Source organism: Mesorhizobium sp. M0189, assembly GCF_040322135.1.
Taxonomy (GTDB): Bacteria; Pseudomonadota; Alphaproteobacteria; order Rhizobiales; family Rhizobiaceae; genus Mesorhizobium.
This window is the reverse complement of record NZ_JAMYSW010000010.1, coordinates 100,931-120,758: the sequence shown is the minus strand read 5'-3', so window position 1 is coordinate 120,758 and position 19,828 is coordinate 100,931. Positions and strand designations below refer to the sequence as shown.

Annotated in this window: 22 protein-coding genes and 2 pseudogenes; 14 read left to right on the top strand and 10 right to left on the bottom strand. The window is 62.2% G+C overall.

The window, feature by feature from the left end; translation table 11 throughout:
* Window positions 1-50 precede the first annotated feature (50 nt).
* Window positions 51-1,097: an acyltransferase family protein gene (locus NKJ09_RS19320; RefSeq protein ID WP_352494439.1), complete on the top strand. Its 1,047-nt coding sequence runs from the start codon at window positions 51-53 to the stop codon at window positions 1,095-1,097.
* Between the two features lie 169 nt (window positions 1,098-1,266).
* Here NKJ09_RS19320 and NKJ09_RS19315 read toward each other — a convergent pair whose 3' ends face one another.
* Complete coding sequence (locus NKJ09_RS19315) at window positions 1,267-2,121, bottom strand: hypothetical protein (protein WP_352494440.1); 855 nt, start codon at window positions 2,119-2,121, stop codon at window positions 1,267-1,269.
* Between NKJ09_RS19315 and NKJ09_RS19310 the strand changes: the two genes are divergently transcribed.
* From NKJ09_RS19310 to NKJ09_RS19280, 7 genes are all read left to right on the top strand, one after another.
* Window positions 2,120-2,335, top strand: a complete 216-nt coding sequence (locus tag NKJ09_RS19310; protein ID WP_352494441.1) for a hypothetical protein — start codon at window positions 2,120-2,122, stop codon at window positions 2,333-2,335. The two genes, NKJ09_RS19315 and NKJ09_RS19310, sit on opposite strands and share 2 nt — an antisense overlap.
* Before the next feature lie 170 nt (window positions 2,336-2,505).
* Window positions 2,506-3,009, top strand: a complete 504-nt coding sequence (locus NKJ09_RS19305; protein WP_023677254.1) for an Lrp/AsnC family transcriptional regulator — start codon at window positions 2,506-2,508, stop codon at window positions 3,007-3,009.
* Window positions 3,006-4,169: a saccharopine dehydrogenase family protein gene (locus tag NKJ09_RS19300; protein WP_352494442.1), complete on the top strand. Its 1,164-nt coding sequence runs from the start codon at window positions 3,006-3,008 to the stop codon at window positions 4,167-4,169. The genes NKJ09_RS19305 and NKJ09_RS19300 overlap by 4 nt, the downstream gene beginning before the upstream one ends.
* 110 nt (window positions 4,170-4,279) lie before the next feature.
* Window positions 4,280-5,068, top strand: a complete 789-nt coding sequence (locus NKJ09_RS19295) for an ABC transporter substrate-binding protein (RefSeq protein ID WP_023720608.1) — start codon at window positions 4,280-4,282, stop codon at window positions 5,066-5,068.
* A 148-nt stretch (window positions 5,069-5,216) separates the two neighbouring features.
* Window positions 5,217-5,888: an amino acid ABC transporter permease gene (locus NKJ09_RS19290; protein ID WP_352494443.1), complete on the top strand. Its 672-nt coding sequence runs from the start codon at window positions 5,217-5,219 to the stop codon at window positions 5,886-5,888.
* Window positions 5,885-6,559, top strand: a complete 675-nt coding sequence (locus NKJ09_RS19285; protein WP_023720610.1) for an amino acid ABC transporter permease — start codon at window positions 5,885-5,887, stop codon at window positions 6,557-6,559. The genes NKJ09_RS19290 and NKJ09_RS19285 overlap by 4 nt, the downstream gene beginning before the upstream one ends.
* Before the next feature lie 29 nt (window positions 6,560-6,588).
* Window positions 6,589-7,317 (top strand): amino acid ABC transporter ATP-binding protein, encoded by a 729-nt coding sequence (locus NKJ09_RS19280; protein ID WP_376703691.1) that lies wholly within the window; start codon window positions 6,589-6,591, stop codon window positions 7,315-7,317.
* 143 nt (window positions 7,318-7,460) lie between these two features.
* Here NKJ09_RS19280 and NKJ09_RS19275 read toward each other — a convergent pair whose 3' ends face one another.
* Together NKJ09_RS19275 and NKJ09_RS19270 are read right to left on the bottom strand one after the other, a co-directional pair.
* Complete coding sequence (locus tag NKJ09_RS19275; protein ID WP_023720612.1) at window positions 7,461-7,883, bottom strand: hypothetical protein; 423 nt, start codon at window positions 7,881-7,883, stop codon at window positions 7,461-7,463.
* Between the two features lie 302 nt (window positions 7,884-8,185).
* Window positions 8,186-8,401: pseudogene (locus NKJ09_RS19270) on the bottom strand (Gfo/Idh/MocA family protein); the annotation flags it as partial.
* Here NKJ09_RS19270 and NKJ09_RS19265 point away from each other — a divergent pair.
* A pseudogene (locus tag NKJ09_RS19265) lies at window positions 8,375-8,572 on the top strand (polar amino acid ABC transporter ATP-binding protein); the annotation flags it as partial. The pseudogenes NKJ09_RS19270 and NKJ09_RS19265 overlap by 27 nt on opposite strands.
* A gap of 24 nt (window positions 8,573-8,596) precedes the next feature.
* On the opposite strand, the gene NKJ09_RS19260 reads toward NKJ09_RS19265, so the two are convergent.
* Window positions 8,597-9,028 carry a DUF6841 family protein gene (locus NKJ09_RS19260; RefSeq protein ID WP_352494444.1) on the bottom strand — a complete coding sequence of 144 codons (432 nt, stop codon included), beginning with the start codon at window positions 9,026-9,028 and terminating at the stop codon, window positions 8,597-8,599.
* A gap of 306 nt (window positions 9,029-9,334) precedes the next feature.
* On the bottom strand, window positions 9,335-9,811 hold the full coding sequence (locus NKJ09_RS19255) for a RidA family protein (protein ID WP_352494445.1): 477 nt from the start codon (window positions 9,809-9,811) through the stop codon (window positions 9,335-9,337).
* 183 nt (window positions 9,812-9,994) lie between these two features.
* Between NKJ09_RS19255 and NKJ09_RS19250 the strand changes: the two genes are divergently transcribed.
* Window positions 9,995-10,693 (top strand): TetR/AcrR family transcriptional regulator, encoded by a 699-nt coding sequence (locus NKJ09_RS19250; protein ID WP_352494446.1) that lies wholly within the window; start codon window positions 9,995-9,997, stop codon window positions 10,691-10,693.
* A 103-nt stretch (window positions 10,694-10,796) separates the two neighbouring features.
* On the opposite strand, the gene NKJ09_RS19245 is transcribed toward NKJ09_RS19250, so the two are convergent.
* From NKJ09_RS19245 to NKJ09_RS19230, 4 genes are all read right to left on the bottom strand, one after another.
* Window positions 10,797-11,855, bottom strand: coding sequence for a Gfo/Idh/MocA family protein (locus tag NKJ09_RS19245; RefSeq protein WP_352484006.1), 1,059 nt, complete (start codon window positions 11,853-11,855; stop codon window positions 10,797-10,799).
* A gap of 55 nt (window positions 11,856-11,910) precedes the next feature.
* The gene (locus tag NKJ09_RS19240) at window positions 11,911-12,696 is read right to left on the bottom strand and encodes a ThuA domain-containing protein (RefSeq protein WP_352494447.1); all 786 of its coding nucleotides are present in this window, start codon (window positions 12,694-12,696) and stop codon (window positions 11,911-11,913) included.
* Window positions 12,697-12,892: 196 nt separating this feature from the next.
* Window positions 12,893-13,225, bottom strand: a complete 333-nt coding sequence (locus tag NKJ09_RS32520) for a DUF2778 domain-containing protein (RefSeq protein WP_376706065.1) — start codon at window positions 13,223-13,225, stop codon at window positions 12,893-12,895.
* A 1,822-nt stretch (window positions 13,226-15,047) separates the two neighbouring features.
* Window positions 15,048-15,860 (bottom strand): class I SAM-dependent methyltransferase, encoded by an 813-nt coding sequence (locus tag NKJ09_RS19230; RefSeq protein ID WP_352494449.1) that lies wholly within the window; start codon window positions 15,858-15,860, stop codon window positions 15,048-15,050.
* Between the two features lie 188 nt (window positions 15,861-16,048).
* Here NKJ09_RS19230 and NKJ09_RS19225 point away from each other — a divergent pair, with 188 nt between their 5' ends.
* Complete coding sequence (locus NKJ09_RS19225) at window positions 16,049-16,471, top strand: hypothetical protein (RefSeq protein WP_352494450.1); 423 nt, start codon at window positions 16,049-16,051, stop codon at window positions 16,469-16,471.
* 198 nt (window positions 16,472-16,669) lie between these two features.
* Here the strand turns inward: NKJ09_RS19225 and NKJ09_RS19220 are convergent, their stop codons facing one another.
* A complete protein-coding gene (locus NKJ09_RS19220) occupies window positions 16,670-17,266 on the bottom strand; it encodes a cation efflux transmembrane domain-containing protein (protein WP_023720625.1) in 597 nt (198 codons plus the stop codon).
* 146 nt (window positions 17,267-17,412) lie between these two features.
* Between NKJ09_RS19220 and NKJ09_RS19215 the strand changes: the two genes are divergently transcribed.
* The 3 genes from NKJ09_RS19215 to NKJ09_RS19205 all read left to right on the top strand — a co-directional run bounded on the left by NKJ09_RS19215 (window position 17,413) and on the right by NKJ09_RS19205 (window position 19,824).
* Window positions 17,413-17,787, top strand: coding sequence for a hypothetical protein (locus NKJ09_RS19215; RefSeq protein ID WP_023720626.1), 375 nt, complete (start codon window positions 17,413-17,415; stop codon window positions 17,785-17,787).
* A 131-nt stretch (window positions 17,788-17,918) separates the two neighbouring features.
* A complete protein-coding gene (locus tag NKJ09_RS19210) occupies window positions 17,919-19,355 on the top strand; it encodes a multicopper oxidase family protein (protein ID WP_352494451.1) in 1,437 nt (478 codons plus the stop codon).
* A 28-nt stretch (window positions 19,356-19,383) separates the two neighbouring features.
* Window positions 19,384-19,824: a DUF411 domain-containing protein gene (locus tag NKJ09_RS19205; protein ID WP_023720628.1), complete on the top strand. Its 441-nt coding sequence runs from the start codon at window positions 19,384-19,386 to the stop codon at window positions 19,822-19,824.
* The last annotated feature ends 4 nt before the right edge of the window (window positions 19,825-19,828 follow it).

Here is a 19,828-nt window from a genome sequence, read left to right as displayed (position 1 = left end):
CATCAACGACCCCGTGTGTTAATGCTCCCCGCACAGGGGACCATTTTTCGATGAACATCATTCCAGAGAATGATCACGCTGCGCCGCGCCGGGTTCAACAGTATACATCGGTACAGATCCTGCGGGGGCTAGCAGCCCTCATGGTTGTTATCTATCATCTTCCGGCCGCACTGGGCATGCTCGATCTGGGTATTCCCATCCTAAACAGTGGTGTCGATCTGTTTTTCGTCATCAGCGGTTTTGTCATGGTTCTCTCGACGGAGAACAGACGTCGCGACCATCGTGCTTTTTTGATGCAGCGCTTCACGCGCGTCGTTCCGTTCTATTGGGTTATGACCTTCGTCATGGTCGCCGCACTTTGGTTGTTTGCCGGTCGTGCAGTGTCTCTTGAGCAGCTCACCAATAGCCTGCTTTTCATTCCCTATCTCGACACTGTTACAGGTTATGTCCAACCAGTGCTTGGCGTGGGTTGGACGCTCAATCTGGAAATCCTGTTTTACATTCTGTTCGCGGCAACTATGGGTCTTGGCACCTTGACGCAAATGGCCATGGTCGGCGTTGTCTTTGCAATCGCCGTAGCGGCGCGCATCATCTTCAAACCCGCCGCCGATACTGTGCTGTTTTTCTATACCACGCCAATCCTGTTTGAGTTCCTTGCCGGCATGGCTCTCGGCCACCTGGTCGGCAGGCTGGCGCGTTCGCCTGCCGTCCTGGGTGTCTCGGCACTCGTGTTCGCCATCGTGTCCATGCTGGTGATGGGCCTTGGCTTCAACTTGCCGCGAACCCTTGCTCAGGGAATCCCGGCGTTGATCCTTGTCGCGGCTTGCATAAGCCTGGAAAGCTACTTCCGGCTTCTTGCTCCTCGCGTGCTGGCAAGGTTGGGTGATGCTTCCTACTCTCTCTATCTGACACATCCTATCGTGCTGCTTGCGACCGCTCCTGTCGTTGCAAGCGCCAATGTATCACCATGGCTCGCAGGCATGGTTATTGTCACCGCCTGCATTGCCGTCTCCCTGGCCAGCTATAGTTTTATTGAGAAGCCGCTTTTGGCGATATCTCGGATGAGCCTCTCCGCCTATCAGGTGAAGGCACAATAAGTTGCGGTTGCGCCTCGCAACGATTTTGCGACAACGACATGCATAAAACAAAAAACTTAAAGCGCGTCGCAGGATCCGTTCAATGCGACGCGCTCTAGGTACAAAAATAGCCGCCCGGTCGGACCCGAAGCAGCTTGTTATTTTATGCACTTCGGCAATGTGTCAGTGGCTACTTTGCAATCATGTAGGCATCATCAGTGTAGAGTTTGCCAACTCCACCATAGTGACCCACGCCAAACACGAATGACTGAGGTGTACCTGATCCGTCGGAATCTCGCCCAACCGGCCAGGTTGCGTTCGACGACGATTGCCAAAACACCCCGTCCAGATACCAATCGATGCCTACCCCTTCATAGAGATCCGCGCGCAGCTGAAACCAGCGGCCCTTCGGGGCGGGAACATCGTTAGCCGGATTGTGTACTCCGGCCGCCGCATTTTCCACATGCAGCATCACCACATCGTCAGTCGGATTGTCGGTCAGGTTGACCCACCACGTTGGGTCCTGCTTGAAGGGCGATTGCTCGGTCACCTTGAACTGGAAGATATTCGTCCAGCCGTTTCCCGCGTATTGGTAATCGGAGGGAATGAAAAACCACGCGACATAGGTTCCATCGATCCCCGACGGCGGCACCGCCTGGAGTGGACGTCCGAAAGCGTCGTTCTTGGCCAGGCCGCCTGCAAAGAGCCACTCCTTGTAGACTTTGGAGTGGGGCTTCCCGGCATTGATGGCAGCCAGCGTCGTTTCGAACTTTCCGAAGCTGTTGCCGCCGTGCGAGGATACATTCCCTGCGCCGGTCGAGACCAGGCCGCTGACAATTGCGTTCAAGGCGGGATCGGCTTCCGCCGGATTCTCCGCCTGGACGAAAGACCAGTCGGTATAGCACGAGGCTCCGGTGCAAGGCCCCTCCTCCCAGTCCGCTCGCCAGTAGGGCGCATTCTGGGCATATGCGGCGCCAGCTGGCGCCATGGCGGCGGTAATGGTGCAGATTGCCGTCAGCACCAACAGATGAGAAATCTTCTTCATGTCGATCTACCGTTCCTTTCTAAGCTATGGATTCCAGGCACCTCTTGCGCCACTTGCTTCTTTCACCCTCGAACACAGCGCGTCCCGAACGGCGCTGTACCGCCAACTCAAGCCGGCGGCGCTGAACCTTCAAAGGGATCCGGAAAACAAAAAACCCGCCTCGGGAGGGCGGGTCGGCGGCGCGATTAGCACCATACCCAAATTAGTAGCATAGCTGCCGGCACAAAGCAAGAACAAAATGTGGCATCTGCGACGAAACTGCCGACAGGCACAGGGGCACCGCGGATGACGTGGCTCTTGCCGTTGTTAAAAATCTCTCATAAGGTATTTTCATATCAGAAAGAAAAACCGACCGTTTATTTCCTTTTATGAAAGCCTGAGCGTTTGCGGGAACATCTCGATCAGACCGACCGGCGACTGGTCAAGCTGCTGTCGCAGGATGCGCAGCTTGGCGTCAACCGCCTCGCGGAGAAGATGGCGATCTCGGTGCCGACGGTGCGCATGCGGCTGCGCAACCTGCTCGACCGCAACCTGCTCAAGATCGTCGGACTGCTCAACCTGACCGAACGCCCCGAGCTGATCTCGGCCATCGTCGGCATCAACGCGCAAGGGCGCGGCCGGGCGCGTGAACTGGCGCAGCGCATCTCCGAACTGCCTTTCGTGAACTCGGCCGCCGTCGTCACCGGACGCTTCGACATCATCGTCGACGTAACGGTGGCCGGCGATGTCGCCGATCTCTACCGCGTGACCAGCGAGCTGATCCCTGGCGCCGGCGAGCCGGGCGAAGTCGTGCGCAGCGAAACCTTCGTCGTCATGGCGTCCTGCAACAAATGGGTCAGCCTGCCGGAAGGCTGCTGGTCGGACGAGACGCGAAAGGAAATGGCATGAAGATCGCGGTTCTCGGCGGCCTCGGCCTGCAAGGCCGGGCGGCGATCGCCGATCTCGTCGCCAGCGCCGGCGTTGAGCAAGTGGTCTGCCTCGACACCGCAACCGACGGCGCGGCGCGGCTTGGCGGCCTGACCGACCTTGCCCGGGTGCGTTTTGTCGTGCCGGAGGGCGCGATCGGACCGGTGCTGGCCGATGTGATGAAGGACGTCGACGCGGTCATCGACCTGTTGCCGCAGCCGCTGATGCGCGAGGCGGTGCAGGCGGCGATCGCGACGCGCACGCCGCTGGTCACCACCAATTACGGCAAGGCCATCGCCGATCTCGCGCCCGAGGCCGAAAAGGCCGGCGTCTCGATCGTCACCGAATGCGGGCTCGACCCCGGCATCGACCTTGTGCTCTACGCGCGCGCCGCAAGCCAGTTCGACACCATCACCGCGATCGATTCCTATTGCGGCGGTATTCCCGAGCTGAAAGCGGTGGTCGAGCCGCTGCGCTACAAGGTGAGCTGGAATTTCGACATGGTTCTGGTCAGCCAGAACCGCGACAGCGTGCTGGTCGACGACGGCAACCGGGTCGATGTGCCGGCCGCCCGCCAGCACGACAATCGTTTCATCCACGACATCGAGATCGCCGGGCTGGGCAGGCTCGAGGCCTTCCCCAATGGCGACGCGCCGCATTATGCCGGCATGCTCGCCGCCGCCAAGGGGCTGCAGCGCTCCGGCCGCTACTCGCTGCGCTGGCCCGGCTGGTCGGCGTTCTGGGCGCCGCTGAAGCAGCTCGGCTTCCTCTCCGAGGACAAGGTGCCCGGCACCGGCATCAGCCCACGCGAATTCCTCGGCCGGCTGCTCGGTCCGCAACTGCAATATGGCGCCGACGAAAAGGACCTTTGCGTGATGCGCAACGTCTTTGTCGGCAGCGAAGGCGGCCGCCGCAAGACGGTGACCTCGGAGCTGGTCATCGAACGCGACCTCGCCTCCGGCCTGTTCGGCATGAGCCTTGGCGTCGGCTATCCCGCCAGTATCGTGGCGCAGATGCTGGCACGGCGCGAGATCGCCACGCCCGGCCTGCTCAACCCGCTGCTGCATGTGCCCGATGGCCGCTTCTTCGACGAGCTGGCCAGGCGCGGCATCAAGGTCGCCGAAACGGTGAGCTGGGATTGAAGATTTTCGAACGGTGGTTGCCGCCGGCAACGGCGCCGCCGCTCAAAAGGCGCCCCGATGGGGTGAAACAACAAGTGGAACAACAAACGACAACAAGGAGGAATGCCCAAATGAAGATTGCCAAGCTTTTCATCGCCGGACTTGCGCTCGCCGGCCTCACCGCTGCCGCCAGTGCCGGAACGCTCGACGAGATTACCAAGCGCGGTGAGTTGCGCGTCGCCGTGCAGACGCAGGGACCGCCCTTCTCGCTGGTCGGCGCCGCCGGCGAACGCACCGGCAGTTCGGTCGAACTCGCCGAACTGATGGCCAAGGAAATGGGCGTCAAGATCACCTTCCTCGACTTCGACTGGGACGGCCTGATCCCGGCGCTGCTGTCGGGCAAGGCCGATCTTCTGGTTGCCGACATGACGCCGACACTGGCGCGTGGCATGAAGGTCGCCTTCACCAAGCCTTACATGTACACGGGCAGCACCGTCTTCACCAAGGCTGGGACCGCCTTCAAGTCCACCGAGGACTGCAAGGCCAAGGGCACCAAGATCGCGGTGCTGCTCGGCGCCACCGGCGAGAAGGAAGCCAAGGCCGCCTTCCCCGATGCCGACATCAAGAGCTACAAGGGCGGCGGCCCGCTGCTGCTCGACGCCGTCAACAACGGCCAGGCCGATTGCGGCGTCAACGACGTCTCGGCGGTCAAGGGCCAGTCAACCGCTTATCCGGCCGGCAGCTTCATCATCATGCCGGACATGCTGTCGAAGGAGCCACTGGCCTTCGCCACGCGCTATGACGAGCAGGACCTGCTGACCTGGATGAACCTGTTCCTCGACCAGGTCAGCCTCGACGGCCGCCTGCAGAAGAACCTCGATTACTGGGTCAATTCCGACGCCTGGAAGAAGGATCACTGAGTAGAGGGAGTAGGGAGTAGGGAGTAGGGAGTAGGGAACGCTACTCGCTACTCGCTACTCGCTACTCGCTACTCGCTACTCGCTACTCGCTACTCGCTACTCGCTACTCGCTACTCGCCATTCACCAGTCACCAGTCACCGCCTCACCATGCTCGAAAACTTCAGCTTCCGCACCATCGTCGAATATCTGCCCCTGTTCGGGCAGGGCCTCGTCACGACCGTGTGGCTGTCTGTCCTCTCCTTTGCCGGCGCGCTCGCCGTCGGCATCGTACTCGCCGCGATGAACCTGCAGCGCGGCCGGCTGTTCCGCGCCCCGGCCAAGGCCTATATCGATGCAGTGCGCGCCACGCCGCTGCTGGCGCAGCTTTATTTCCTCTATTTCGGCCTGCCGCGGCTCGGCTTCGTCCTGCCCGAGCTCGTCGTCGGCATCCTGGCCCTGTCGCTGAACAGCGGCGCCTATGTCGCCGAGATCATCCGCGCCGGCATCCTGTCGATCCCGCGCGGCCAGGTGGAGGCCGGCGTCGCTTCGGGCATGACCTATGTCCAGCGCATGCGCCTCGTCATCCTGCCGCAGGCGTTTAAGGTGACGATCCCGCCGCTGCTCGGCCAGGCGATCGTGCTGGTCAAGGATTCCGCGCTGTTGTCGCTGATCTCGGTCGCCGAACTGACGCGCGCCGGACAATTGCTCGCTTCCGACCGCTTCATGCCGGCCGAAGGTTTTATCACCATCGCCGCCTTCTACCTGCTGCTCTATTACGGGCTGAAGGGACTGGCGGCACTCTCCGGGCGCTGGCTCGGCCTGGCGGGGGCACGGACATGATCTGGCAGCAACTGCAAAGCATCGCCGGCAGCTATCCCCTCGCCTTGCGCGGCCTCGGCATGACCGTGGTGCTGTCGTTGATCAGCCTGGTGCTGGGCACCTTGCTCGGCTTCGGCCTCGGCATCCTGCGCACAGGCGGCAACCGGCTGATCAGCAGCGCGATCGGCGGCTGGGTCGACCTGATCCGCGGCACTCCGTTCCTGGTGCAGATTTTCCTGATCTTCTTCATCCTGCCGGAACTCGGCATCGAGCTCGACGCCTTCACCGCCGGCATCATCGCGCTGACCAATCTGGCCGCCTGCTTCATCTGCGAGATCGTCGTCGCCGGCATCCGCTCGGTGCCGACCGGCCAGGTCGAGGCGGCGCTGGCGTCCGGCCTGTCGCGCTGGCAGCGCATGCGCCAGGTGGTGCTGCCGCAAGCGATGCGCATCGTGCTGCCGCCGCTGGTCGGGCAATATGTGCTGCTGATCAAGGATTCCTCGGTCGTTTCGGCCATCGGGCTCACCGATCTCACCCGCGTCGGGTGGCTGGTGGTGCAGCGTGTGCCGAACGGCCTGCTCGTCTTCTTCCTCGTCGGCGTCGGTTATTTCATCGTCTGCTACCCCCTGATCATGCTGGCCCGACGGCTGGAACAGCGCATGGGCGCAGCCCATGGCGAGGTGCAGCTATGACGAACCTCAGCAGCAAGAATGGTGCCGGCATGATCGAATTTCGCGGCGTCAACAAATGGTTCGGCCAGCTCAACGTGCTCAGGGATATTACGCTGAGCGTCGAGCCGCGCGAAGTGGTCGTCGTCTGCGGCCCGAGCGGCTCGGGCAAGAGCACCTTGATCCGCTGCATCAACGGGCTGGAGACGATCCGCGACGGCGACCTGACGGTCGACGGCCAGCGCCTCGGCGACCCCGCCACCAACATGACGCGACTGCGTACCGAGATCGGCTTCGTCTTCCAGTCGTTCAACCTCTATCCGCACAAGACGGCGCTCGAGAACGTCACCCTGGCGCCGATCCATGTCCGCAAGATCCCGCGGACTGAGGCCGAGAAGGCCGGGCGCGAGCTGCTCGCCAAGGTCGGCCTCGCCGACAAGGTCGATGCCTATCCGGCGCAGCTCTCAGGCGGCCAGCAGCAGCGCGTGGCGATCGCGCGCTGCCTCGGCATGCGCCCCAAGATCATGCTGTTCGACGAGCCGACCTCGGCGCTCGATCCCGAGATGATCTCAGAAGTGCTCGACGTCATGGTTGCGGTCGCCGAGGAAGGCATGACGATGATGGTGGTGACGCACGAGATGGGCTTTGCCCGCAAGGTCGCCCAGCGCGTCGTGTTCATGGACGCCGGCGCCATTGTCGAGAGCGGCACCCCGGACGAGTTCTTCTCCAACCCAAAGACCGACCGCAGCCGCGCCTTCCTGAGCAAGATCCTGCGGCATTAGGGTTCAAACTCAACTCAGTTGGCTGTCGTCGATGGCCGAGATGGATGGAAAGCGGCCCTTCGCTGGACGTTCCCTAATACGACAGATGCGCGCCGGGCTTCCTCTTAGGGCGGCCATTGCCGCACTTCCACCAGCCGCTTCCCTTATGCGGGCATCAAATCGATGACCCGCATGATCGCGACCGCACTGCTCGTGTTCTGGGTGCCTTCTGTCGTAGCGCCATTAGCGCAGGCCCAAACATCGCCCTTCTTGACTGTGAACTTTTGTTTGTTGTGAACGACCGAAAGTTCTCCCTCAGTCATGTGGCAGAGCATGTCGTTCTTCATCATGTTGTCAGCCGTCTTCGCTCCGGGCTGAATGACAACATCGCGCAGCTTCACCGTTGCATAGGCTGGTATGACCGACTTGCGCTCGCCAAGCGCTACAACTCTGACGCCGGGTGAGACCTCTTTGCCCTCATCGGGGCCGTAAGTCTGGGCGGCTGCTGGTGTCCCCCAAGCGATCAGAGGCGTTGCGGCCAGTGTAAGACCGAGTGCAAGTGTGGATCTACGATTGACGGCTTCCATTGTTTCCTCCCTGTTCAAAAGTTGGTCGGAAAGGCAGGCCAACAATCAACGATGGGCCGTTGCGGCGAAGAGTCAACTGACCTTCCGAGTTAGTTCAGTCTCGCTCGCGGCTAGCGAGTTTCACAAACCACTCGGGTCGCCGAGACGGAGAGGGGAAATTGCGCTGACCATGTCATTGCGTGCGACCTTGTCCCGACATTAAAGACATTTCGTTCTTGCGAAGGCCCTCGCTGCCAAAGACCCCTCTCCGGCCGCTTTGCGGCCACATCTCCCCCCGCTTGGCGGGGGCGAGGAAGCCAAACCTATTGCATATCGGCGTGGGTGCTCAATTCGGCCCTCTTCTCATCCGAGACGACGGCGAGGTCGAGGACCTTCTGCAATTCGGCAGCATGCCGGAACGACGGTTCGGCCTGGACGCCGTTGCGGACTGCATCGATGAAGCGCTGGTAGTTGGTGGGCACCGTTCCGGCGTCCAGAACTTGCCATTTAGCGTTCTCGACGTCTTCGCCGAGGAAGGCATGACCATGATGGTGGTGACGCACGGGATGGGCTTTGCCCGCAAGGTCGCCCAGCGCGTCGTGTTCATGGACGCCGGCGCCATCGTCGAGAGCGGCACCCCGGACGAGTTCTTCTCCAACCCGAAGACCGACCGCAGCCGCTCTTTCCTGAGCAAGATCCTGCGGCATTAGGAGGGCATTAGGACAAAGCGGACCTCAGACGATGCCGTGCTTTCCCAACAGCGCCTGCTCGTCGTCTGATATCCAGCCGAAAACCTTCGGCTCCGCGTCCAATTTCTGCACGAGGTAGTGGACGTCAAAATCTATCGCCACCTTCGATTGATCCCTGCGGGCATAGGTTGCCGTCCAGGCGACATGGGCCACGCAATGATGTTCGTCTATCGGCGAGAGCCTGAGGTTGCGTATCCGCATTTCCTTCGTACCTATCGCGCGATAGTGCGCATAGCCTTGCGCCATGACCTGCTTGAGTTGCCCATCGTTCTTTCCAGTCATGACCCCGGCGGGCGAAGCCGCTATGAAGTCCGAAGCATACAGCGATGCGACTTCATCCATGTCCATGTCGCCGCCGAGGGACTGGTTGAAAAAGCGCTCATATCTCTCGAATAGCTTCCTTACGCTGGTTTCCATCATTTCATCTCCAGGTGAGGCTATGTTGGGTGGGAGCAGGAAACGCTCCGCCGATCTCCGACATCCGCAATGGCCTCAGCCATGATGACTTCGTCCCGGGGGTGGAGCAAGGAGCGAAGCGACGCGGCGCAGACCCTGGGATGACGAATGCGTGGTGCGACCCGATTGTGCACGACTTCGATGCCACCCTTGTCGCCGCAGACGCAACAAGCGAAGCCCTGTTGCTCGGCCTTCGTGATGGCGAGCGCGCGGCTAGCGGCGCGCTCGACCCACTCGATTTGGGCGATCGGAGCTATAGCCGCGCCCCTAGTCAAGCACGACCACGGCCTCCACCTCGAAGAGCATCGGGTCGATTGCAAGCTTGGGAACGGGAATTAGAGTCTGCGCCGGCAGCGCCTCGCCGAACATCTCCTTGACGTTCCTGGTCAAGACCCCAAGCTTGGACATATCGTGATCGACCACAAAGACCGTGAGCTTGGCGACCTGATCCGGCCTGGCACCGAGCGCATCGAGGGCGGTGCGCAAATTTGCGTAGGCCTGCGCAACCTGGACAGCGAAGTCGGGCGACAAGGCTCCCGTGCTGTCCTGGCCGCCCTGTCCGGAGATGTAGGCCAGCCGGGCTCCGCGGGGCGTGATCACCGCCGTGCTGTAGCCATTCGGCGATGGGTCATAGAGGTTTTGTGGATTGACGATGGTCAGCTTGAGATCATTCGCTGTGGCAGTGGAAACGCCCATGGTCATCACGATTAACCCTCCGATAAGCAGGCGCTTGGCGCGTGGCATGATTTTCTCTTGGCTCTGCCGACTGCGAGCAACACACCCTCGCGGCCGGCATGATTGATATCGGCGATCGACTCGTACGCCGCACGAGCCAGTCGCATGGTACGTCGTACGAGTCAATCGTTCAGGATCGACATTCGTCGCGTTGCCGGTCAAAATCGACGGCCCGAACAGCGAGGAAGACGGATGGCAGCCAAACGTAGCGGCGCCCGGAGCACGCGGTCTCAGCGGACAAGCGGGTCGCTCCAGCCCGTGCAGGAGCCGCGCAGTGAACCGCCTCTCTCGCGGGAACGTATCGTGGCGACCGCGGTAGAACTGCTGGACGCTCAAGGGGTCGACGGATTGACGATGCGTCGGCTGGCCGATCGCCTCGGCTCGGGCGTGATGAGCCTATATTGGCACGTCGACAACAAAGAGGATGTCTTTGATCTGGCGCTCGATTCGGTGCTCGAATATGGCGGACCGCCGCAACTGGTTGAACCTCGAGACTGGCGCGGAGAAGTCGTCCATATGCTCGAAGACTGGCGCGCCAGCATGCTGCGCCATCCTTGGTCGGCATCGCTGTTGCCGCGCCGGGCGCTCGGCGCGAACATCCTCAGTCGCCTTGAACTGCTGAGCAAGACCTTGTCCAGGGCCGGTGTGGCGGACGCAGATTTGAACGTCGCGATATGGTCGCTGTGGAACTATGTGATGGGCGCCACCATCAGCCGGGCGAACTTCGACCTCTCGGACGACGGCAGAGCCGACACGCAGCAGCGCCTTACAGGGCTCAGCCAACGCTATCCGACGATCGAACGCTCTCGTCTGCTGTTGGATAACGATTGGGATGGTGCTTTCCGGAAAGGCCTCGGCTTCCTGCTCGATGGCCTCTCTCCAAGACAATGAACTCTGCTTTCAGAGCCGTGACTTCCTGCCGTGAATGGCGGAGATGCAAACTCGGTTTTGTTTTGACCCTGACCGCCCCCGCCCCGCCGCGAGGAACCCAGGCCTATTGCGCATCCGCGTGCGTGCTCAATTCAGCCCGCTTCTCATCCGAGACGACGGCGAGGTCGAGGACCTTCTGCAATTCGGCAGCATGCCGGAACGACGGTTCGGCCTGGACGCCGTTGCGCACTGCATCCACGAAGCGCTGGTAGTTGGTCTGCACCGTTCCGGCGTCCAGAACTTGCCATTTGGCGTTCTCGACGTCTTCGCCGATGCAGGCTTTCAGCTCTGAGCCGGTCAGATTGTGCACGACTTCGATGCCGCCCTTGTCGCCGTAGATGCGCAGGCGGAGTTCGTTCAAATGGCCGGTTGCCCAGCGGCTGGCATGGACGACGCCGAAAGCGCCATTGCTGAAATCCAGCGACATGGTGAAACTGTCATTGGCGTCGAGCCCGTACTCGCCGATCCGGTTGCCGGGCGCCTTGTCGAAGGATCTCAGCCGGCAGAACACATGGTCGATGTCGAGCGCCGCGCCATAGCTGGCGAAATCGAGGATATGGATGCCGACGTCGCCCAGCACGCCATTGGAGCCGTGGCCGCGCGACAGCCGCCACAACCATTTCGGATCGGTGCGCCAGTCGCCCCAGAACTTGGACACCAGCCAGCTCTGCAGATAGGACGCCTCGACATGCCTGACCGTGCCGATCTCGCCGGCCAGCACCATGGCGCGCGCTCTCTGCAGCGGCGCTACGTTGCGATAGGTCAGGTTGACCATGTTGATGATGCCGGCCCGCTCGGCGGCATTGGCCATCTCACTGGCCTTCTCGAAATTTTCGGCCAGCGGTTTCTCGCACAGCACCGGCTTGCCTGCCGCGATCAGCATCATGGTGGTCGGATGGTGGATGCGATCCGGCGTCACGTTCGCCACCGCGTCGAACTTGCCCCATGCCAGCGCCTCGTCCAACGACGCGAACCGGTTGGGGATACCGTAGATGTCCGAAAACTTGTCGACACGCGTACGGTCGAGATCGACGGCGCCGATCAGTTCGACGCCCTCGATCTTGCCGAACTGCCTGGCGTGCTCCTCCGCCATCCAACCGGTGCCGAGTATCAAGAGGCGCATGATTCTTATCCTTAGGACAGGGCTTTATCTTCTTGTTCGACCATGGATTTGTGGTCTAGCGAAAGCCGGCTTCGCCGGCGGAATGAAGTTTTCCGCCGCGCTCGACGATCGGCTCGAGCGCCTTTTCCGCCGGCACGTTCGGCGCATCGAGGATGGCCGGATTGGAGCCGAGCGGGTTGTGCGCCCATTTCACCGCATTGCGCAGCACCTTGTGGACGTTGGCATCGTGATAGGTCGGATAGGTCTCGTGGCCGGGCCTGAAATAGAAGATGTTGCCGGCGCCGCGGCGATAGGTCAGCCCCGACCGGAACACTTCGCCGCCCTGGAACCACGAGATGAACACGGTCTCGAGCGGCTCCGGCACGGCGAACTGCTCGCCATACATCTCCTCGTTCTCGAGCTCGAAATACTCGCCGATCCCGGCTGCGATCGGGTGGTTGGGGGTGGTCACCCAAAGCCGCTCGCGCTCGCCCGCCTCGCGCCATTTCAGCGTACAGGGCGTGCCCATCAGCTTCTTGAAAATCTTCGAGAAATGGCCGGAATGGAGAACGATCAGCCCCATGCCCTCCCAGACACGGCGCGCCACGCGCTCGACCACTTCGTCGGCGACGGCGCCATGGTCCTTGTGCCCCCACCACAGCAAGACATCGGTCTCGGCCAGACGGTCGGCCGGCAGCCCATGCTCCGGCTGCTCCAGGGTTGCCCACGACACCGAAATCTCGGGGTCGAGCTTCAGCGCATTGGCAATCGTCGCGTGCATGCCCTCGGGATAGATGCCGGCGACCACCTCATTGGTCCGCTCATGGATATTCTCGCCCCAAACGACAGCGCGTATTGTCATGATGTCCTCTTGATTGTTTGAAGCTGGAGCCGCCCGACCGGTCAGTCATAATATCCCCGGCCGGGAATGAAAACCGTTTCGCGGCCGGCTGCTGACAATCTGTTGGAAATCGGGCGGGAAAGTCCACGCGGCAAAACCAACGATGCCGGCGCTGTTCCCGCCGACATCTCACATGTTTGCGCTGCCTGCGAATAACCTAAGCGCCGCGGCCCTCTTGGGCGACGCGTGTCAGCGGCTTCGACAGCCGCGGCACCACGACAAGGCGCTTGATCTTGCCTTTCTTGTAGGCGGCGAGGAAGCGGGCATAGTCCTTGAAGACGACGCAGCCATTGGATTCGGCGCGGCCGCCGCGCAGCATGTAGGTGTGGGCGAGCAGGCCGTCGCGGCCATATTTGTTGCTGCCGCTGGCAGGGGTGAGACGCAGTGCCTCGACGCCGTGGAAGCGCGATTCCCGCAGCGTCAGATTGTAGGTGTCGGGTGGCGTCGGACCGACATTCTTCTTGTGAACGTAGCGCGGCTGGTCGACCATCGAACCGTATCCCGAATGTGCCTCCAGCCGCGAGCCGTCGGGCATATAGACGGTCTTGGCCGAGATGTCGTAGACGGCCACGCCGCTGCCCATGCCAGGCGTGGTGAACAGGTTCCTGAAGGCCCCGCCGAGTCCGCCGGAAGGCATGTCGGGCTTGGCATAGGCCAGCATGTCGCCGCCCTGCGTCTTCGACCGTTTGCCCGGCTTGCCCGACACCGCCGGCACTGCCGCTTGTGACGAATTGCGAGGCGACAGGCTGCCGGGTTGCGTCTCGACCGGCGGAGCATCGGCCGTCTGGACCTTGCTCGCCCTGGATGCCTGGGTCTTCGATGCCTGGGTCTTCGATGCCTGGGCCTTGGATGCCTGGGGCGGCTCCGTTTTTGCTGCCTGATCCTTTGGCGTCCGGTCTTTCGGCGCCCGGTCTTTCGAGGCTTGAGTCTGGGGCGCCGGCTGATCGATGACCGCCCGCGGACGCAGCGTCGGCAGCGGAATGCTGTCGGGCATGTCGTCCTGCGGCGGCAGCGAGGCGAACTGGACCTCAGGTTCTTGCGGCTCTTGTGAAGCCGCGGGCTCGCTTGCCATGACGGCTGCCGGGAGCACGTCGATCATCTGCTCCGGCAACGTATTCGCCAGCGCCAGCGCCAGGCGCGACGAGCGTTCGATCTCCGCCACCGCCGGCCCGAAGCGCACCGATGGCGGGCCGTTCGGGTCGGGTATGCGTACCGGCTCGGCGAACCGGGCATCGGCCGGCAGGCTGGCGAGCATGACGGGTGAGCCGGAGGAGGCACGGGCAAAGGCAGCGGCAAGCTTTTGCGGCGACAGCGCGGCTTTGGCCACCACGTCGTCGAAGCTGGATTGCCGCGATGCATCGGCGACAAGCGGCACGGTATTGCGCTTGAGACGCGCCGATTTTCCCTGGTGAACGAAGTTCGACGCCGACCGCAGGCAGTTGGCATCGCACCCGTGCTGCAGCAGCTGGGCCGACAGCGCTGCGTTTGCCGCGGCCCATGTCGGGGCCTGCGCCTTTGCAAGGCTGCGGCGAGGATCGGCGAGCGCGATGGTGCGCGGCGCGAGCAGGCTTTGCGGGAGACCGTTGGAAGCTGCGGTGAGCGAGGTTCCCATCGAATAAAGGCCGGCCAAGGTCGCCACCGACCATAAAGCAATGGCTGCACCGACGGCCGGAACCGCGACCCAGCGCACGCCGGGCCTCATCGAAGTCAATCCAGTTGCAGGACTGTCACCCCGGGTTTTCGCACTTACAAACGCCATTCAACCACTCTCAATCGGCCGTTGCCGGCTAGCGGATTTCGCAGCCGTGACATTCACAGTTCGCCTGGTGCCCCCAGCACACTTCGCGTCTGTTGCCGATTGATTCAAAAGATGGACAAAGTTGGTTAACCAATCCCTCTACCGACCGCCGATTGGGCGACGGTCACACCGAAAAACGCCCTCCAAAACCTACATAGTTGGCAAATCTGCCCTCCAATGATGACTTTGCTGCCCGTTTTTGTCGGCCGAGTCAAGAAAGCGAAATGACTAGACCTTGCTGGGCGGAGTCGGCGACGGCTGCCAAAGTGAAGCCAGGCCGACCGGAATCGCGCCGCCGGCAGCCGCCGCCATCAAGCCCCGGCGATCGGTCGAACTGGCGATTATCGACCTGCCACTTGTCGACCTGCCACTTGGGCGAATGAACGATTAACGTCTGGGAATTCAGGATAGCGGCAAGACGTTTACTGCTCAGCGCTGGACGGAATATCCAGCACCTCAAGCAAATTCCAGGAAAAGTGTGAAACGGTTTTCCGCCCGGAAAACGATGAACCGTTCAGACCACAGCCATGATTATGTGAGCCTGGATTTTGGCAGCAACCTCGCCGCTGCCATGCCTGTCTGCAATCGCGGCTGCGGCGTAGTCGGTTGCAGCATCCAGTTTTCCCGCCTCCCTGGCCTCGATTTCGTTGCGAAGCAGAGTGCCCTGGCAATAAGCAACGGCCGGAAGGCGCGGCGAGGAGGCACGGCTTTGTTCGGCCCTCGTCTCGATCACCACACCGGAAAAACCTGCGTCCTCCAGTTCGCGGCGGATCAGTGCCGTATCGTGGTAGCCATGCGGCGTGCGTGCCAGAAAGCGCGGCGGATCGTTCGGAAAAATCCGCGCCAGAGCATTCGTCACATCGTCAGCAAATACATTCTCCTCGATGCGATCCCATACGCTGAATAGGAAATGTCCGCCAGGCTTCAGAACTCGCCGGGCTTCGCGGTAGGCAGATGAGCGGTTGGGAAAGAACATCGCACCGAACTGACAACAAACGAGATCGAAGGCCGCATTTTCAAACGGCAGCGCCAGAGCATCGGCCTGACGCCATTCGATGCGATCGTCGGGAGCTTGCCGCGAAGCGGCGTAGTCGAGCATCGGCTGGTTGAGGTCGGTTACGACATAGCTTGCACTGGGGGCCAGTTTTGGCGCCAATGCGCGGGTGACAACCCCGGTGCCCGCGGCGGTTTCCAGAACGACCTTGGGCGACAAGGACGCGGCCCGTCGTGCAAGATCTGCGGCGAACGGCTCGAAAATCAACGGCACCATATAGCGGTCGTAGTTTTCCGGAATCGAGCCAGCGAACACCTTGTCCGTTTCCAACATTGCTATCCCCCGCCGTCCGTTTGATGGCTCGTCAGCATAGCATGGAATTGTCTGTTTTTCGGTCGCATCCGACCGAGCGGCGGTTCGCTCATGGACCCTCCGAAACGGCGTTCTGCAGTTATCTGCAAATGTGCTAATATAGAGTGGCCATGCACATTGGTGCGCGGCCAACATAATGGGAGGACGCGATGAAAACCATAAATCGCAGGTCTGCAATTGCGCTCGGCGTGACGGCGGCCGCGGTAACGCCTTTGTTCACGCTGGCGGCAGCTGCAAAGGTCAAGAAATACGGCCCGAAGGAAGGCAAGGAAATAGCCCCCGGCGTCAGGGTAGTTGAGGTCGGCACCGGCAATTCCGATATCCCCGCCTACAAGAGCATCTCAATTGTCGATGTGGTCTTTCAGCCGGGAGCAGCCGCTCCCGCAATGGTAATGGACAACGACATGGTATGCACCATTGCCGCCGGTGAATTCACGGTCAAGAAAGCCGACAAGCAATTCAAGCTCAAGGAAGGTGACATGTATACCTGCTCCAAGGGCAAGACCGAGGCGGCAGCCAACACCAGCAAGGTGGTCGGCATCCACCGCATCGCCGTCTTGATACCTGCCTAGCGCATGCCAACCAAAACCGGCCCGCGTCCTCGTCCGGGACGCGGGCCTTTTTGATGATGTTCGTGGCGGTTTCTCTCTCGGTCCGCATTGCAAGTGTGCGTTTATATTAGAGATCACGCAAGTTTCTGGATGACTGCCGGCCGGTATGCGGCCTGCATTGGCGGATTAGCAATCCGGCAGCGCGCTGAGCGTTTGGCTTCACGAAACGGCTCGGTGCTCTTCCCGGGCAGCCTCCCAGACCTCGCGCGCCGCGTCTGCATTCAGTGCCGCGATTCCCAGCCCGACGATCAGATCCGGCCATGCCGAGCGCCATAGGAAGGCCGTCACCAGTCCGGCCAGTATGATCGCGATGTTGGCGACGGCGTCGTTGCGGGCCGAGAGGAATGCCGCCCTGGTAAGACTGCCGCTGTGGTGGCGGTAGCGCGCCAGCATGTAGGCGCATGACAGGTTGACCGCCAAGGCGCCCAACCCCGCCAGCGTCAGGGCCGTTGGCTGCGGCGGCACCGGCATGTTGAACTTTTCCCACGCGGTCCACAGCGTCGCCAGGCCCGGCACCAAAAGGATAAGTGCCAGCGCCATGCCGACCCGCGAGCGGGCACGCAGCGACCATCCCATGGCGAGCAGTATCAGGAGGTTGACCGAGGCATCTTCCAGGAAATCGACGCTGTCGGCGAACAGCGACACCGAGCCGATCGCCAGCGCCACGGCGAATTCAATGCCGAAATAACCGAGGTTCAGCAGCGCGACGACAAGCACCACCCGGCGAAGGCCGTCCGACGTAATGGCTTGCTGCATGGTCTGTCCCGATGTGATGGTGTTGATGTTATTGCCGGCCGCCCCGGCTCTCGATGGTCTCGATCTCGCAGGGGCTTGCAAAAACCGCTATTTGAGGCCAGCCTAGGCCGAACATGGCACGTCTGTCACCAAAACACCTCCTGACTATGCTGCTCGCGGTCCTCGTGATCGCCGGGTTCAGCCTGTCCGCCGCTCAGGCTGCCGTCATGTCGGCCAGGATGGCGATCGACAGCCGCATGACCATGGCCGCAGATGCCGGCACCACCGACGCCGACATGGCCAAGATGGCCGATGCCAAGGGCGGCGACTGCAGCGCTTGCCTCAAGAGCTCGGCCGACAACGACAAACCGATGCAATGTGCGCCGACCTGCGTCGCACCGGTTCTGGCGGTGCTGCCGGAAGCTCTCCCCGTGACGGGACTGCTGCGGGCAGAGCTGCCGCCGGCGCTTCCCGCCGCGTTCCTGCACGGGCGAAGTCTGTTGCCCGAGCCATTCCCTCCAAGACCCAGCGCTCTCGTCTGACGCCGTTTCTGCCGTTTCCGCGGCTGATTGGCGGCGTTTGATCGTCCGGCTGCGCACAATGCGCAGCGGGCGCGGCAGCAATCCAATCGACGTCGCGACGTTCGCCGTCGGTTACCGCAGGGGTCACAAGGGTGAATTCCGTTTCAAGTCCGTTCATAACGCGCCGCAAATTCCTGTTTGCGGCAGCGAGCATTGCCGCCTCCGTGCCGATCCGCCCTGCACTGGCGCTGGCTACCGGCGAACACCGGATCAGGGTGGCGCCAGGCCAGGCACGGCTCACCGGCCCCGATGGTCCGCGCACTCCGGTATGGGCCTATGATGGCACGGTCCCCGGCCCGACACTGCGCTTACGCCAGGGGCGGCCCGCTCGCATCATCGTTGAGAACGGACTGGGCGAGGACACCACGGTTCACTGGCACGGCATCCGGCTGCCGAACGCGATGGACGGCGTGCCGGGATTGACCCAACCGCCGATCCGGCCGGGCGAAAATTTCGTGTACGAGTTCACCCCGCCCGATGCCGGCACCTTCTGGTACCATCCGCATGCCGACAGCCTGGTTCAGCTTGGCCGTGGCCTTGCAGGCGCACTGATCGTCGAGGAAGCCGAACCGGTCGCGGTCGACCGCGAGCTTCTATGGCTGCTGCAGGACTGGCGGCTCACCAAGGATGGACAAATCGCTGCCGGCTTCGGCAACATGATGGATGCAGCGATGTCGGGCCGCGTCGGCAATGTCGTCACCGTCAACGGTGCACCGCCGGCCGACCTGACCGTGAAGGCCGGCGAGCGCGTCAGGTTGCGGCTGGCCAATGCGTCACTCGCTCGCATCATGGCTTTGCGTTTCGAAGTCCACCGTCCGGTCATCGTCGCCATCGACGGCCAGCCCTGCGACCCGCATGAGCCGGAGGGCGGACGCCTGGTGCTGGCGCCTGCCATGCGCATCGATGTCGTGCTCGACATGCAGGGCGACCCGGGCAAGCGCTACGCGGTGATCGATGAGTTCTACGACGGCCTTGCCTACTCCCTGACCACGCTCGCCTACGACGCCGGCGCGCCGCTGCGCGACCATCCTCTCGATGCGCCGCTTCGCCTGCCGGCCAATCCGCTGCCGGCCCCCGACCTGGCCAAGGCCGAACGGCATGAAATCGTCCTGCAGGGCGGCATGATGGGCGGCGGCAAGCTGGCCGGCGTCGGCGGCATGATGGGCATGGCGATGCCCGGCATGAGCGGCGCCGCCGCCTGGGCAATCAACGGCATGTCGATGACCGGCGACGGCCACGCGGGCATGGCGCCACAGTTCACGCTGGAACGCGGCGCCACCTGCCGTCTCACCATGCGCAACGAAACCGCGTGGTGGCATCCCATGCACGTCCACGGCTTCAGCCTGTCGGTGCTTTCGCGCAACGGCTCGCCAGTACCGCACCGGCAATGGCAGGACACGGTGCTGCTCGCCCCCAAGGACACGATCGAATGCGCCTTCGTTGCCGACAATCCCGGTGACTGGATGCTGCACTGCCATGTCGCCGATCACCAGATGGCCGGCCTGATGACAGTGTTCCGCGTGACCTGAAAGTTTTGTCCAACCAAGGAGAACTGCAATGAAACTGACCTACCGCCTAGCCGCACTGTCCCTGCTGATCGCAACGCCGCTGCCTGCCTTTGCCGCCACGATCAACGCCGTCATGTACAAGAACCCGCAATGCAGCTGCTGCGAATCCTACGCCAACTATCTCGAGCACAACGGCTTCAAGGTCGACATCAAGCCGGTCAACAATCTCTCTCAGATCAGCAGCGATGCCGGCGTGCCGGCCGACCTCGAAGGCTGCCACACGCTGATGGTCGACGGCTATGTCGTCGATGGCCTGGTGCCGGTCGAAATCGTCAAGAAGCTTTTGACCGAACGCCCTGCCATCACCGGCATAACGCTGGCCGGCATGCCGACGGGCGCTCCAGGCATGGGTGGTGAGAAGCAAGGCCCCTTCGTCGTCTACGCCTTCACCAAGGACGGCAAGGCGCCCACCGTCTACGCGACAGAGTGAGGCT